This window comes from Streptomyces sp. NPDC003042 (assembly GCF_053591315.1).
On the sequence record NZ_JBSFTP010000005.1, the window covers coordinates 46,280 to 61,100 of the forward strand.

The window sequence follows — 14,821 nt, forward strand, 5'->3', positions numbered from 1 at the left end:
TCGTGGATTCGCCCGGAAAAGCACAAATAGAGGCTTAGTGCCTGGCTCCGCGCCCTGACGGAACCTCTGCCGGGACGGGGTCACGCATACTGGTCGAGCTATGGAAATCCTCATTCTTGCTGTCGTCATCGCCCTGGTCGCGGTCGGCGCGATCAGCGGGCTCGTGGTCAGCAGCCGCAAGAAGAAGCAGCTGCCCCCCACGGCGCCGTCGAGTACGCCGACCATCACTGCCCCGCCCGCCGAGCCGCAGGTGGGGGAGGACGCCGCACCGACGGTCGAAGAGCCGCGCCGCACCATCGAGGAGGTCGTGCTCCCCGAGGCGGAGGCCGAGGCTCCCGTCGTGGTGCCCGAGGTCCCGGCCGCACCCGAGATCGAGGTGCCCGAGCCCACCGCCGGCCGCCTGGTCCGGCTGCGCGCGCGGCTCGCCCGTTCGCAGAACACCCTCGGCAAGGGGCTGCTCACGCTGCTCTCGCGCGAGCACCTCGACGAGGACACCTGGGAGGAGATCGAGGAGACCCTCCTCGTCGCCGACGTCGGTGTCGCGCCGACCCAGGAGCTGGTGGACCGGCTCCGCGAGCGGGTCAAGGTGCTCGGCACCCGCACCCCCGCCGACCTGCGCGCCCTGCTGAAGGAGGAGTTGCTGACCCTCCTCGGCACCGACTTCGACCGCGCCGTGAAGACCGAGAGCGGTGTGGACACCCCCGCCGTCGTGATGGTCGTCGGCGTCAACGGCACCGGCAAGACCACCACCACCGGCAAGCTGGCCCGCGTACTCGTCGCCGACGGCCGCAGCGTGGTCCTCGGCGCGGCCGACACCTTCCGCGCCGCCGCCGCCGACCAGCTCCAGACCTGGGGCGAGCGCGTGGGCGCCCGTACCGTCCGCGGCCCCGAGGGCGGCGACCCGGCCTCGATCGCCTACGACGCGGTCAAGGAGGGCATCGCCGAGGGCGCCGACGTGGTCCTCATCGACACCGCCGGCCGACTGCACACCAAGACCGGCCTCATGGACGAGCTCGGCAAGGTCAAGCGCGTCGTCGAGAAGCACGGTCCGCTGGACGAGGTCCTGCTCGTCCTCGACGCCACCACCGGCCAGAACGGCCTGACCCAGGCGCGCGTCTTCGCCGAGGTCGTGGACATCACCGGCATCGTGCTCACCAAGCTCGACGGCACCGCCAAGGGCGGCATCGTCATCGCCGTCCAGCGCGCGCTGGGCGTCCCGGTCAAGCTCGTCGGCCTCGGCGAGGGCCCGGACGACCTGGCCCCCTTCGAGCCGGAGGCGTTCGTGGACGCCCTGATCGGCGACTGAAGCCCCTTTACGCAGACCAGTGCCCCCGTGTCCGGCCGGACACGGGGGCACTGCGCTGCGTAGGGGGCCGGCCGTCAGTGCCGGAAGCGGTGACAGATGTAGGCCAGGGTGCCCAGCAGCAGCCGGGCCTGCGGGAGGCTCCCCGCGCCGTCGAGGGCGGGCCGGCGCAGCCAGTCGGCCGGGCCGAGGCCCGCGTGGTCCGAGGGCGGGGCGGTCAGGAAGGCGCCGTGGCCGAGGGCGCGGAGGTCGAGATCGGCGTCGTCCCAGCCCATCCGGTACAGCAGCTGCGGCAGCTCGGCCGCGGCCCCGGGGGCGACGAAGAACTGCGCGCGGCCGTCCGGGGTCGCCGTGACCGGGCCCAGGGGCAGCCCCATCCGCTCCAGCCGGACCAGCGCCCGCCGCCCCGCCTCCCGGGAGACCTCGATGACGTCGAAGGTGCGGCCGACCGGGAGCAGGATCGCCGCGCCCGGGTACTCGCCCCAGATCTCGGTGACCTCGTCCAGGGTGGCGCCCGCCGGGACGGTGGGAGCGAACGCGAGCGGGTGCGCCCCCGGCGCGCCGCATTTCGTATGACCGCAGGAGCAGTCGCGGGCGGGAGCCGCGGCGCGGGCGCCGGGGACGGCGTCCCAGCCCCACAGCCCGGTGTACTCCGCCACGGCCGTGCACTCCGACGTCCGGCCGCGACGCCGGGAACCGGAACGGAACTCCTTGGTGCTGCGGCTGCCGCCGATCGTGAAGCCCATGCCCATGTCCCCTCCAACGGGTCGGACGCGCCGGTGGTTACGACGTCGGCGAGACCTGTCGGCGGGTGGGTGCGTCGCGTCCTCCATCGGAGCCGCCCCGGCGCACTCCTCGCCGCGCGCGCCCCGTGCGCACTCCCGTCCAACCGTTCAGTCCCGCCTGCCTGTCAAGTGAATCGCGCCTGGCCGCCGCCGAGTTCATTCGAAGGGGTGGCGAATGGTGGCGTTTCTGGAATCGACGTCGCCGAAGGGGTGATCGTAGGATTACTTTCGGTGCACGGAGCCTGGAGGCGGACCCGTCCGTGGGTATGCCGGAGGCAACCCGTGGAGGACTTGTGAAGGTCCCCGTCGGGCTCGGCCGCAGCGGCCAGGGTTCGTGCTGAAGAAGCGATGCGGATGGGGGCGTTCCAGTGAGCGGCAGCGGCGCAAGCGGAACGATCGAGGAATCCGCCGACAAGAATGTCCAGCTGACCTCCTGGTTCGTCCGCAGCGGCTGGTCCAAGGGCGAACTCGCCCGCCAGGTCAACCGCCGCGCCCGCCAGATGGGCGCCCACCACATCAGCACCGACACCTCGCGCGTACGCCGCTGGCTCGACGGAGAACAGCCGCGCGAGCCCGTGCCGCGCATCCTCTCGGAGCTGTTCTCCGAACGCTTCGGCTCCGTCGTGGCCATCGAGCAGCTCGGCCTGCGCACCGCCCACCAGACCCCCTCCGTCTCCGGCGTGGACCTGCCCTGGGCCGGCCCGCAGACCGTGGAACTGCTCAGCGAGTTCTCCCGCAGCGACCTCATGCTGGCCCGCCGGGGCTTCCTCGGGACCTCGCTCGCCCTCTCCGCCGGTCCCGCCCTCATCGAGCCCATGCAGCGCTGGCTCGTCCCGGTCCCGGCCGCCGACCCCGGATCGCGTACCGAGGGCGGGCCGGCGGGCCTGCTGGACGGGCACCGGCCGCCCCGGCTGTCGGAGCCGGAACTCGACCTCCTCGAAGCCACCACCGTGATGTTCCGCCAGTGGGACGCCCAGTGCGGCGGCGGACTGCGCCGCAAGGCCGTCGTCGGACAGCTCCACGAGGTCACCGACCTGCTCCAGGAGAACCACCCCGCCCCCGTCATGAAGCGGCTCTTCAAGGTGGCCGCCGAGCTCGCCGAACTCGCCGGCTGGATGAGCTACGACATCGGGCTGCACCCCACCGCGCAGAAGTACTTCGTCCTGGCGCTGCACGCCGCGAAGGAAGGCGGGGACAAGCCGCTCGGCTCGTACATCCTGTCCAGCATGAGCCGCCAGATGATCCATCTCGGCCGCCCCGAGGACGCCCTGGAACTCGTCCACCTCGCGCAGTACGGCAGCCGCGACTGCGCCGGCCCGCGCACCCAGGCCATGCTGTATGCGATGGAGGCCCGCGCCTACGCCAACATGGGCCAGCCGAGCCGCTGCAAGCGCGCCGTCCGGATGGCCGAGGACACCTTCTCCGACGTCGGCTTCGGCGGCGAACCCGAGCCCGAGCCCGACTGGATCCGCTTCTTCTCCGAGGCCGAGCTCAACGGCGAGAACTCCCACTCCTACCGCGATCTGGCCTACGTCGCCGGGCGCAGCCCCACGTACGCCTCCCTCGCCGAACCGGTCATGGAGCGCGCGGTCGAGCTGTTCGCCAAGGACGAGGAGCACCAGCGCTCGTACGCCCTGAACCTCATCGGCATGGCCACCGTCCACCTGCTCCAGCGCGAACCCGAGCAGGCGACCGTCCTCGTGGACCAAGCCCTCGACGTGGCGCGAAAGGTGCGCTCGGAACGGGTGAACACGCGGCTGCGCAAGACCGTCGACGCCGCCGCCCGCGAGTACGGCGACGTCGCCGACGTGGTCCGGCTCACCGACCACCTCGCGTCCCGCCTCCCCGAGGCCGCCGAAGCCGTCTGAGCACCCCTGTGCGGCTGAACCGCCGCCGCTCTCGCGGAGGTGGTTGCTCGACCCCCCTTTGCGGCTAAGCCGCCGCCGCTCTCGCGGAGGTGGTTGCTCGCCGTCGTGGTTGCTCAATTTGGTGGTTGCGCCGTTCATGGGGCTGTAACACTGCCGAACTCTTCGTCATCGGCGTGAAACACCCAGCGGCTGCGCCGGAAACCGGCCTGCGCGAATCTCGGGGTCAATAACCGGCCAGCCCCCAGGCCAGGCCCACCCCCAGGCCTACGCCTTGCGCCGCTCAGGTTTTCACGATCGCCCGCACGCGAACGTACCGACGACGAGGAGACGCCGATGGCATCAGCCATCACGACCCTCGCGGCAGACGCCCCGACGCTGTCTGCCGCGAACACCGGGTTCATGCTCATCTGCTCCGCCCTGGTCATGCTGATGACCCCGGGACTCGCCTTCTTCTACGGAGGCATGGTCCGCGTCAAGAGCAGCCTCAACATGCTGATGATGAGCTTCATCAGCCTCGGGATCGTCACGATCCTGTGGGTCATCTACGGCTTCAGCCTCGCCTTCGGCGCCGACACCGGCGGCGTCATCGGCTGGTCCTCCGACTACGTGGGCCTCAGCGGCATCGGCGTCACCGAGCTGTGGGACGGCTACACCATCCCCGTCTTCGTCTTCGCCGTCTTCCAGCTGATGTTCGCCGTCATCACCCCGGCCCTGATCAGCGGCGCCCTCGCCGACCGGGTCAAGTTCAGCGCCTGGGTCCTGTTCACCGCCCTGTGGGTCACCGTCGTCTACTTCCCCGTCGCCCACTGGGTGTGGGGCGCGGGCGGCTGGCTCTTCGAGCTCGGCGTCATCGACTTCGCCGGCGGCACCGCCGTCCACATCAACGCGGGCGCCGCGGCCCTCGGCGTGATCCTGGTCATCGGCAAGCGCGTCGGCTTCAAGAAGGACCCGATGCGCCCGCACAGCCTGCCGCTCGTGATGCTCGGCGCCGGTCTGCTGTGGTTCGGCTGGTTCGGCTTCAACGCCGGCTCCTGGCTCGGCAACGACGACGGCGTCGGCGCGGTCATGTTCGTCAACACCCAGGTCGCCACCGCCGCCGCCATGCTCGCCTGGCTCGGCTACGAGAAGCTGCGCCACGGCTCCTTCACCACCCTCGGCGCGGCCTCCGGCGCCGTCGCGGGCCTCGTCGCCATCACCCCCGCCGGCGGCGCCGTCAGCCCGCTCGGTGCGATCGCCATCGGCGTCATCGCCGGTGTGCTGTGCGCCATGGCCGTGGGCCTGAAGTACAAGTTCGGCTACGACGACTCCCTCGACGTGATCGGCGTCCACCTCGTCGGCGGCATCGCGGGCTCGCTGCTCGTCGGCCTCTTCGCCACCGGCAAGGTCCAGTCCGACGTGGCCGGCCTCTTCTACGGCGGCGGCCTGGAACAGCTCGGCAAGCAGGCCATCGGAGTCTTCGCGGTCCTCGCCTACTCTCTCGTGGCGTCCGCGATCCTGGCCTTCCTCCTCGACAAGACGATCGGAATGCGGGTGACCGAGGACGACGAGGTCTCCGGCATCGACCAGGTCGAGCACGCCGAGACCGCCTACGACTTCAGCGGGGCCGGCGGCGGGTCCTCCTCGCGGAGCACCGCCACCTCCGCCCCCGCCGCCACCGCGAGCAAGAAGGTTGACGCATGAAGCTGATCACCGCGATCGTCAAGCCGCACAAGCTGGACGAGATCAAGGACGCCCTCCAGGTGTTCGGGGTCCAGGGCCTCACGGTCTCCGAGGCCAGCGGCTACGGACGCCAGCGCGGCCACACCGAGGTCTACCGGGGCGCCGAGTACACCGTGGACCTCGTACCGAAGATCCGCATCGAGGTGCTCGTCGAGGACACCGACGCGGAGGAAGTGATCCGCGTCGTCGTCAGCGCCGCCAGCACTGGCAAGATCGGCGACGGCAAGGTGTGGAGCGTCCCCGTGGACTCGGTCGTACGGGTCCGCACCGGCGAGCGCGGCGCTGACGCGCTGTAGGGCCTGTCCGGTCGGTCGGGCCGGAAGCGAGCGCGGGCTGGTGCGTGCGATCGCAAGGCGGAGGAGGGAATCGACGCGGAGCGTCGGTGACCGACGACAACGCGGCCGGGGGTCCCCCCGGACGGAGTCTGGGGGAGTGCGCACCAGGGCACGCGAGCCCGGCATGATCGACCGGACAGGCCCTAACTGACGGGAGCTCCTGGGTGACGAGCGTCGAAGAGACCACGGACGGCACGGGCGGAACGCACGGACCAGTCGGCTCGGGACCCAGCGGTTACGCCGCGGCCCGGCTGCGACTCCTCCAGGAGGAGTCGCGGTCCGGGCCTTCGCGGCGTTCCGCCCTGTCCGCGCTGACCGACCAATGGCTGAACGCGCTGTTCACGGCCGCCGTACGGGAGACCGGCGTCCGCGGCGCGAGCCTGGTCGCCGTCGGCGGCTACGGGCGGGGGGAACTCTCCCCGCGCAGTGACCTCGACCTGCTGCTGCTCCACGACGGCCGGGCCGAGCCACGGGTGCTGAGCATGCTCGCGGACCGTCTCTGGTACCCCGTCTGGGACCTCGGCCTGGCCCTGGACCACTCGGTGCGGACCCCCGGTGAGGCCCGCAAGACCGCCGCCGAGGACCTCAAGGTGCACCTGGGACTGCTGGACGCCCGGTCCGTCGCGGGGGACGCCGGACTGCTCGCCGGGCTGCGCACCTCGGTGCTGGCCGACTGGCGCAACCAGGCCGTCAAGCGGCTGCCGCAACTGCACTCGATGTGCCTGGAGCGGGCCGACCGGGCCGGAGAGCTGCGCTTCCTGCTGGAACCCGACCTGAAGGAGGCCCGCGGCGGGCTCCGGGACGCCACGGCGCTGCGGGCCGTCGCCGCGTCCTGGCTGGCCGACGCCCCGCGCGAGGGCCTGGCCGAAGCCGGACGGCGGCTGCTGGACGCGCGGGACGCGCTGCACCTGGTGACGGGCCGGGCGACCGACCGGCTCGCGCTCCAGGAGCAGGACCAGGTCGCGGCCCGGCTCGGACTGCTCGACGCCGACGCCCTGCTGCGGGAGGTGTACGAGGCCGCGCGCGTGATCGCGTACGCCGGTGACGTCACCTGGCGCGAGGTGGGCCGGGTCGTGCGGGCCCGGGCCGCCCGGCCGAGGCTGCGCGGGCTGCTGGGGACCCGGGGGGCCGCGGCGGCCGAGCGTGCGCCGCTGGCCGAGGGAGTGGTGGAGTCCGACGGAGAGGCCGTACTGGCGCTGGCCGCCCGGCCCGACCGGGATCCCGCCCTGCCCCTGCGGTTCGCCGCGGCCGCCGCACAGGCGGGCCTGCCCGTGTCGCTGCACGCCGTACGGCGGCTCGCGGCCCAGGCCAAGCCGCTGCCGGTGCCCTGGCCGGCGGAGGCGCGGGAGCAACTGGTGACCCTGCTCGGCGCGGGGGAGCCGATGGTCGGGGTGTGGGAGGCCCTGGAGGCCGAGGGCCTGATCAGCCGACTACTGCCCGACTGGGAGCGGGTCCGGTGCCGCCCGCAGCGCAACCCCGTGCACACCTGGACGGTGGACCGGCACCTCATCGAGACCGCGGTGCGGGCCTCGGCGCTGACCCGCCGGGTGAGCCGCCCCGACCTGCTGCTGATGGCGGCGCTGCTGCACGACATCGGCAAGGGCTGGCCCGGGGACCACTCCGTCGCGGGCGAGACCATCGCCCGCGACGTGGCCGTACGGGTCGGCTTCGACGCGCGGGACGCCGCCGTGCTGGCCGTCCTCGTACGCCATCACCTGCTGCTGATCGACACCGCGACCCGGCGCGACCTGGACGACCCGGCCACGGTCCGCTCGGTCGCCCGCGCCCTGGGCTCCCTGGGCACGCTGGAGATCCTGCACGCCCTGACGGAGGCCGACGCCCTCGCCACCGGCCCGGCGGCGTGGAGCACCTGGCGCGGCTCGCTCGTCGCCGACCTCGTGTCCCGCGTCGCCGCCGTCCTGCGCGGCGCGGCCCCGGCGGCGACGGAACTGGAGATCCCGACCACCGAACAGGAACGCCTGGCGGTCGAGGCACTGCGCACGCGAGAGCCGGTGCTGGCCCTGCACGCCCGCCGGGAGGAGGACGACGCGGTCGGCGTGGAACTGGTCGTCGCCGTCCCGGACCAACCGGGGGTGCTCCCGGCGGTGGCCGGGGTGCTGGCGCTGCACCGGCTCACCGTGCGCGCGGCGGACCTGCGGTCGATGGAGCTCCCGGACCTGCTGGGCGAGGTACTCGTACTGCGGTGGCGGGTGGCCGCGGAGTACGGCTCGCTGCCGGAGGCGGCACGGCTGCGGACCGACCTGATCCGGGCGCTCGACGGGTCGCTGGACGTCCCGGCGAAGCTGGCCGACCGCGAGGCGGCGTACCCGCGACGGCGCGGGGTGGTCCCGCCGCCGCCCCGGGTGACGGTCGTCCCGGACGTCTCCTCCCTGGCCACGGTCCTGGAGGTGCGCGCCCCGGACGCGGTGGGACTGCTGCACCGGATCGGCCGCGCCCTGGACGCGGGGGGCGTACGGGTGCGCAGCGCACACGTCTCGACGCTGGGCGCCAATGCGGTGGACACCGTGTACGTGGTCGACGGAAACGGCAAACCCCTGTCCGCCGCGGAGGCGGCGACCCTGGCCGGCTCGGTGCAGTCGGCCCTGGCGTAGCGGGACCCGGCCGCTGCGCGGAGCCGGTCCCCGCCCCGCCCTTCCACCGGTCCCCGGGCTCCGCCCGGACCCGCGCCCCCGCCGAGCGGACGGCATCAGCCGAATCCAGCCCCGTCGGCGTTGGAGGCGCGGGGTGCGGGGCGGAGCCCGAAAACCGCCCGAAGGGTCGAGCCCGCGGCTCGGCCCGATACCCTGGGGGACGACGACACCGCCCCCGACCCGAGGAATCGCGACCACCGTGTTCGATACGCTCTCCGACCGCTTGGCGAATACCTTCAAGGGCCTGCGCGGCAAAGGCCGGCTGTCCGAGGCTGACATCGACTCGGCGGCCCGGGAAATCCGTATCGCGCTCCTTGAAGCGGATGTCGCCCTCCCGGTCGTCCGCTCCTTCATCGCGAACGTCAAGGAGAGGGCCCGTGGCGAGGAGGTCAGCAAGGCGCTGAACCCCGGCCAGCAGGTCCTCAAGATCGTCAACGACGAGCTTGTCACGATCCTCGGCGGTGAGACCCGGCGGCTGCGGTTCGCCAAGACCGCCCCCACCGTGATCATGCTGGCCGGTCTCCAGGGTGCCGGTAAGACCACCCTCGCCGGAAAGCTCGGCCTCTGGCTGAAGGGGCAGGGCCACACCCCGCTCCTCGTCGCGTGCGACCTCCAGCGCCCCAACGCCGTCAACCAGCTCTCCGTCGTCGCCGAGCGCGCGGGGGTCGCGGTCTACGCGCCCCAGCCCGGCAACGGCGTCGGTGACCCGGTCCAGGTCGCCAAGGACTCCATCGAGTACGCGCGCACGAAGCAGTACGACATCGTCATCGTCGACACCGCCGGCCGCCTCGGCATCGACGTCGAGATGATGCAGCAGGCCGCGGACATCCGTGACGCGGTCTCGCCCGACGAGATCCTCTTCGTCGTCGACGCCATGATCGGCCAGGACGCGGTCAACACCGCCGAGGCCTTCCGTGACGGCGTCGGTTTCGACGGCGTCGTGCTCTCCAAGCTCGACGGTGACGCCCGAGGCGGCGCCGCGCTGTCCATCGCGCACGTCACCGGCAAGCAGATCATGTTCGCCTCGAACGGTGAGAAGCTCGACGAGTTCGACGCCTTCCACCCGGACCGCATGGCGGGCCGGATCCTCGACATGGGTGACATGCTCACCCTCATCGAGCAGGCCGAGAAGACCTTCTCGCAGGCCGAGGCCGAGAAGATGGCGGCCAAGCTCGCCAAGGGTCCCAAGGAGTTCACGCTCGACGACTTCCTGGCCCAGATGGAGCAGGTCCGCAAGATGGGCTCGATCTCCAAGCTGCTCGGCATGCTGCCGGGCATGGGGCAGATCAAGGACCAGATCAACAACATCGACGAGCGCGACGTGGACCGCACCGCCGCGATCATCAAGTCGATGACCCCGGCCGAGCGCCAGGACCCGACGATCATCAACGGTTCGCGCCGTGCCCGTATCGCCAAGGGTTCCGGCAGCGAGGTCAGCGCCGTCAAGTCGCTCGTGGAGCGCTTCTTCGACGCCCGCAAGATGATGTCCCGCATGGCTCAGGGCGGCGGCCTGCCGGGCATGCCGGGCATGCCCGGGATGGGTGGCGGCCCCGGCCGGCAGAAGAAGCAGGTCAAGCAGGCCAAGGGCAAGCGCAAGAGCGGCAACCCGATGAAGCGCAGGGAAGAAGAGGCGGCAGCCGCGCTCCGCAAGGAGCAGGGCCCGCAGGCGATCGAGCCCGCGGCCGCCGCCAACCCCTTCGGTCTTCCCGCGGGTGGCCCGGAGGGTCGGTCCGCCGACGAGTTCGACCTCCCGGACGAGTTCAAGAAGTTCATGAAGTAGTACGTACGCGGGTAACGCGGCGAAGGGCCCCGGCGGTGTCGTCACCGCCGGGGCCCTTCGTCTTTGCGGGGGCATTGGTCAGGTTTGTCCCTTATCGTCGGCCGGGAGGACGGCGTAAGGAGGCCCCCCGTGCCCAACCCCACCCCCGTACCGCCGCGCGACCGGGCCGACACACCCTGGCGTTCTGAAGGCGCACCGCCCACCCCGCCACCCCGGCGCAAGATGCCCGGCGGCTGGCGCGGGATGATCCTCGCCGCCCTGATCGTCTTCCTGGTGACCAACCTCGTGCTGTCGTTCTACAACGAGGGCGACGAGCCGACGATCTCCTACACGGAGTTCAGCAAGCAGGTCACCGACGGGAACGTCTCCAAGATCTACTCCAAGGGCGATGCCATCCAGGGCGAGCTGAAGAACAAGCAGCCCGACCCCGACGGCGAGGGCGACTACACCAAGTTCGTCACCCAGCGCCCCGCCTTCGCCGACGATCAGCTGTGGTCCAACCTCACCGGCAAGGGCGTCACCGTCACCGCCTCGCCGGTCGTCGTGCAGCGCAGCTTCCTGGCCAATCTGCTGATCTCGCTCGCCCCGATGCTGCTCCTCGTCGCCCTGTGGCTGCTCATCGCCCGCCGGATGGGATCGGCGATGGGCGGCATGGGCGGGCTGGGCCGCAAGGCGCCGCCCAAGCCGGTGGAGCTGGAGCAGGGCGCCAAGCGCACCACCTTCGAGGACGTCGCCGGCATCGACGAGGTCGAGGGCGAGCTCAACGACGTCGTCGACTTCCTCAAGAACCCGCAGGAGTACCGGAAGATGGGCGCCCGGATGCCCGGCGGCGTCCTGCTGGCCGGCGCGCCCGGCACCGGCAAGACGCTGCTGGCGCGGGCGGTCGCGGGCGAGGCCGGGGTGCCGTTCTTCTCCGCGTCCGCCTCCGAGTTCATCGAGATGATCGTCGGCGTCGGCGCCTCCCGGGTCCGCGAACTGTTCACCGAGGCGCGCAAGGTGGCCCCAGCGATCGTCTTCATCGACGAGATCGACACCATCGGCCGGGTCCGGGGCGGCGGTGCGGGCCTGGGCGGCCACGACGAACGCGAACAGACCCTGAACCAGATCCTGACCGAGATGGACGGCTTCTCGGGCTCGGAGGGCGTGGTCGTCCTCGCCGCCACCAACCGGGCGGACGTCCTGGACCCGGCCCTGACCCGCCCCGGCCGCTTCGACCGCACGGTCGTGGTCTCCCCGCCCGACCGGGAGGGCCGCGAGGCCATCCTGCGCATCCACACCCGCGACATCCCGCTCGCCGAGGGCGTCGACCTGGCCCAGGTGGCCCGTATGACCCCCGGCATGACGGGAGCCGAACTGGCCAACCTGGCCAACGAGGCCGCGCTGCTCGCCGTCAAGCGCAAGCAGAAGCAGGTGACCCAGGGCGACCTGTCCGACGCCCTGGAGAAGGTCCAGCTGGGCGCGGAGCGGTCCTTGGTGATGCCGCTGGAGGAGCGCCGGCGTACGGCGTACCACGAGAGCGGCCACGCGCTGCTGGGCATGCTCCAACCGGGCGCCGACCCCGTCCGCAAGATCACCATCGTCCCCCGCGGCCGCGCGCTGGGCGTCACCCTCTCGACCCCGGACGCGGACCGGTACGGGTACACCGAGGAGTACCTGCGCGGCCGCATCATCGGAGCGCTCGGCGGCATGGCGGCCGAGAAGATCGTCTACGACGTCGTCACCACCGGCTCGGAGAACGACCTCGAACAGGTCACCAACATCGCCCGCGGCATGGTCGGCCGCTGGGGCATGAGCGAGCGCGTGGGCCGCCTCACCGCGATCCCCTCCGACGCCCAGGGTCCCTACGGCCTGCTCGCCGCCTCCGCCACCCTCGACACGGTGGACCGCGAGATGCGGCGGATCGTGGACGAGTGCTACGAGGAGGGTTGCCGCCTCCTGCGCGCGCACCGCCCGCAGCTCGACGCCCTGGCGGAGGCCCTCCTGGCCAGCGAGACCCTGGACGAACCCGCCGCCTACGCGGCGGCGGGCATCCCGCGCCTCGCCAAGCCGGACAGCGTCTAGGCCTGTCCGGCCGGTCCGGTCAGACCACCCGGGCGATCACATACCGGAAGATGTTCGGCAGCCAGACGGCGCCGTCGGGCCGCTCGTACGGGTGAAGGGCCTCGGACAGCTCCTTCTCCGCCAGCGCGGGATCGGCGGCGCCGTCGAAGAGCCCCGTCGACAGCAGCCCGCGCACCGCGCTGTCCAGATCGGCGTACCCGAACGGGCAGAACACCCGCCCCGATCCGTCCGGCCGGAGCCCCGCCCGCTCCACCACCGCGTCCAGGTCCCGCCGCGCCGGCCCGCCGCCCAGCACCGCCGGGACCGTGCAGCGCTCCGCCGGGCCCCAGTCGGCCAGCACCACGGCCCCGCCCCGCCGGACGGCCGGCAGCGCCGCGGCCAGGGCCTCGGGGGCCGGCGAGAAGGCCAGCAGGGCGTCGTACGGGCGCGCGGCCGGCGGAGGAGCCGCCAGTACGTCCAGCAGCCGTTCACGGGCCAGGGCCCGGCGCGCCGGATCCGCTTCCACACCCGTGGCGTCGGCGCCCCGTCCCGCGGCCAGCAGCAGGGCCAGCCCGGCCCCGCAGTCCAGCCCGAGCAGCCGGTCTCCCGGCCCGACCTCCAGCCGGTCGTAGACCGCCTCGTACAGCGGTACCAGCATCCGCTCCTGGATCTCCGCCCAGTCCCGGGCGACGAGCGTGGCCGTCGGCATCGGTGTCATCGAAAGAGCGCTCCTGATTCCATGTCGCCCCCTTGCCCCCGTTGCCAGGGAACTCCCCATTCGCCCCCGCGTCCAGAGGAGTGCGCCACCCGATTCACGCTCGGCGCGCCGGGCGCCGTACCATTCGCGCCATGGCAAAGGCACCCGTTCTCACCCCGCAGGCGGAGGATTTCCCCCGCTGGTACCAGGATCTGATCAACAAGGCCGAGCTGGCCGACAATGGTCCGGTCCGCGGCACCATGGTCATCCGGCCGTACGGCTACGGCCTGTGGGAGCGGATGCAGCAGGAGATGGACGCCCGGATCAAGGACGCCGGCGCCCAGAACGCGTACTTCCCGCTGTTCATCCCGCAGTCGTACCTGACGAGGGAAGCCGAGCACGTGGAGGGCTTCGCCCCCGAGCTGGCGGTCGTCACGCACGGCGGCGGCAAGGAGCTCGAAGAGCCGGTCGTCGTCCGGCCCACCTCCGAGACGATCATCAACGACTACTTCTCCAAGTGGGTGCAGAGCTACCGCGACCTGCCCCTGCTGATCAACCAGTGGGCCAACGTGGTCCGCTGGGAGATGCGCCCGCGCGTGTTCCTCCGTACGAGCGAATTCCTCTGGCAGGAGGGCCACACGGCCCACTCCACCTACGAGGAGGCCCGCGACTACGCCGCCCGGATCCACCGCGACGTCTACGGCGACTTCATGACGAACGTGCTCGGCATCGACGTCGTGCTCGGCCGCAAGACCGCCAAGGAGCGCTTCGCCGGCGCCATCAACACCCTCACCCTCGAGGGCATGATGGGCGACGGCAAGGCCCTGCAGCTGGGCACGAGCCACGAGCTCGGCACCAACTTCGCCAAGGCCTTCAACACCCAGTACCTCTCGAAGGAAGGCAAGCAGGAGCTCGTCTGGCAGACCTCGTGGGGCGTCTCGACCCGCATGGTCGGCGGCCTGATCATGTCCCACGGCGACGACAACGGCCTGCGCGTCCCGCCGCGCCTGGCCCACGTCCAGGTCGTCGTCATGGCGATCAAGGGCGACGAGGCCGTCACGAAGGTCCGCGAGCTCGGTGCGCAGCTGAAGGCCGCCGGCCTCCGCGTCCACGTCGACGACCGCGTCGACACCCCCTTCGGCCGCCGCGCCGTGGACTGGGAGCTCAAGGGCGTACCGGTCCGCATCGAGATCGGCCCGCGCGACCTGGAGGCCGGCACCGCGATGCTGGCCCGCCGCATCCCGGGCGGCAAGACCCCGGTGCGGATCGACGCGCTGCTCGACCTGCTGCCCAAGGTGCTGGAGGAGGACCAGGCGCAGCTGCTGCGCGAATCCCGCGAGCGCCGCGAGGCCCGTACGTCGGACGTCGCGACCATCGAGGAGGCCGCCGAGGCGGCCATCGCCGGTGGCTGGGCGCGGATCCCGTGGGCCGACCTGGGCCCCGAGGGCGAGGCCAAGCTGGCCGAGCAGGCCGTCTCCGTGCGCTGCCTGGTGGCCGAGGACGGGTCCGTTCCGGAGGCTGACGACGCGCCCGGTACCGTCGCGATCGTCGCGCGGTCCTACTAGCGGTTCCGACTACGCCCCGGCGTGCGGCCTGTGCCGCGCGCCGGGGCTGATGCTTGTCGGTCGACGTTACGTACCGAC

The 14,821-nt window shown here is 72.1% G+C and carries 10 protein-coding genes; 8 read left to right on the plus strand and 2 right to left on the minus strand.

Going from position 1 to position 14,821, the window contains the following annotated elements; all coding sequences use genetic code 11:
- The first annotated feature begins 100 nt into the window (after window positions 1-100).
- Complete coding sequence (gene ftsY, locus ACWDYJ_RS04365; protein WP_451563938.1) at window positions 101-1,306, plus strand: signal recognition particle-docking protein FtsY; 1,206 nt, start codon at window positions 101-103, stop codon at window positions 1,304-1,306.
- Window positions 1,307-1,380: 74 nt separating this feature from the next.
- Here the strand turns inward: ftsY and ACWDYJ_RS04370 are convergent, their stop codons facing one another.
- Entirely contained in the window at window positions 1,381-2,049 is a 669-nt protein-coding gene (locus ACWDYJ_RS04370) for a bifunctional DNA primase/polymerase (protein WP_451563939.1), read from the minus strand.
- A 407-nt stretch (window positions 2,050-2,456) separates the two neighbouring features.
- Between ACWDYJ_RS04370 and nsdA the strand changes: the two genes are divergently transcribed.
- The 6 genes from nsdA (at window position 2,457) to ftsH (ending at window position 12,502) form a co-directional block, all read left to right on the plus strand.
- Complete coding sequence (nsdA, locus tag ACWDYJ_RS04375; RefSeq protein ID WP_451563940.1) at window positions 2,457-3,956, plus strand: transcriptional repressor NsdA; 1,500 nt, start codon at window positions 2,457-2,459, stop codon at window positions 3,954-3,956.
- 333 nt (window positions 3,957-4,289) lie between these two features.
- Window positions 4,290-5,636, plus strand: coding sequence for an ammonium transporter (locus ACWDYJ_RS04380; protein ID WP_451563941.1), 1,347 nt, complete (start codon window positions 4,290-4,292; stop codon window positions 5,634-5,636).
- Window positions 5,633-5,971, plus strand: coding sequence for a P-II family nitrogen regulator (locus ACWDYJ_RS04385; protein ID WP_451563942.1), 339 nt, complete (start codon window positions 5,633-5,635; stop codon window positions 5,969-5,971). Before ACWDYJ_RS04380 ends, ACWDYJ_RS04385 begins: the two co-directional genes overlap by 4 nt.
- Window positions 5,972-6,174: 203 nt before the next feature.
- On the plus strand, window positions 6,175-8,622 hold the full coding sequence (locus ACWDYJ_RS04390; RefSeq protein ID WP_451563943.1) for a [protein-PII] uridylyltransferase: 2,448 nt from the start codon (window positions 6,175-6,177) through the stop codon (window positions 8,620-8,622).
- A gap of 238 nt (window positions 8,623-8,860) precedes the next feature.
- Window positions 8,861-10,441: a signal recognition particle protein gene (gene ffh, locus ACWDYJ_RS04395; RefSeq protein WP_451563944.1), complete on the plus strand. Its 1,581-nt coding sequence runs from the start codon at window positions 8,861-8,863 to the stop codon at window positions 10,439-10,441.
- A 129-nt stretch (window positions 10,442-10,570) separates the two neighbouring features.
- Window positions 10,571-12,502 carry an ATP-dependent zinc metalloprotease FtsH gene (gene ftsH, locus ACWDYJ_RS04400; protein ID WP_451563945.1) on the plus strand — a complete coding sequence of 644 codons (1,932 nt, stop codon included), beginning with the start codon at window positions 10,571-10,573 and terminating at the stop codon, window positions 12,500-12,502.
- A 19-nt stretch (window positions 12,503-12,521) separates the two neighbouring features.
- On the opposite strand, the gene ACWDYJ_RS04405 is transcribed toward ftsH, so the two are convergent.
- Window positions 12,522-13,199 carry a methyltransferase type 11 gene (locus ACWDYJ_RS04405; RefSeq protein WP_451563946.1) on the minus strand — a complete coding sequence of 226 codons (678 nt, stop codon included), beginning with the start codon at window positions 13,197-13,199 and terminating at the stop codon, window positions 12,522-12,524.
- A gap of 131 nt (window positions 13,200-13,330) precedes the next feature.
- Between ACWDYJ_RS04405 and proS the strand changes: the two genes are divergently transcribed.
- A complete protein-coding gene (gene proS / locus ACWDYJ_RS04410) occupies window positions 13,331-14,743 on the plus strand; it encodes a proline--tRNA ligase (protein ID WP_451563947.1) in 1,413 nt (470 codons plus the stop codon).
- Window positions 14,744-14,821: the final 78 nt, after the last annotated feature.

Coding starts and splice junctions, on each gene's coding strand:
- ftsY (WP_451563938.1), top strand. CDS start 101: ATGGAAATCCTCATTCTTGCTGTCGTCATCGCCCTGGTCGCGGTCGGC.
- ACWDYJ_RS04370 (WP_451563939.1), bottom strand. CDS start 2,049: ATGGGCTTCACGATCGGCGGCAGCCGCAGCACCAAGGAGTTCCGTTCC.
- ACWDYJ_RS04380 (WP_451563941.1), top strand. CDS start 4,290: ATGGCATCAGCCATCACGACCCTCGCGGCAGACGCCCCGACGCTGTCT.
- ACWDYJ_RS04385 (WP_451563942.1), top strand. CDS start 5,633: ATGAAGCTGATCACCGCGATCGTCAAGCCGCACAAGCTGGACGAGATC.
- ACWDYJ_RS04405 (WP_451563946.1), bottom strand. CDS start 13,199: ATGACACCGATGCCGACGGCCACGCTCGTCGCCCGGGACTGGGCGGAG.
- proS (WP_451563947.1), top strand. CDS start 13,331: ATGGCAAAGGCACCCGTTCTCACCCCGCAGGCGGAGGATTTCCCCCGC.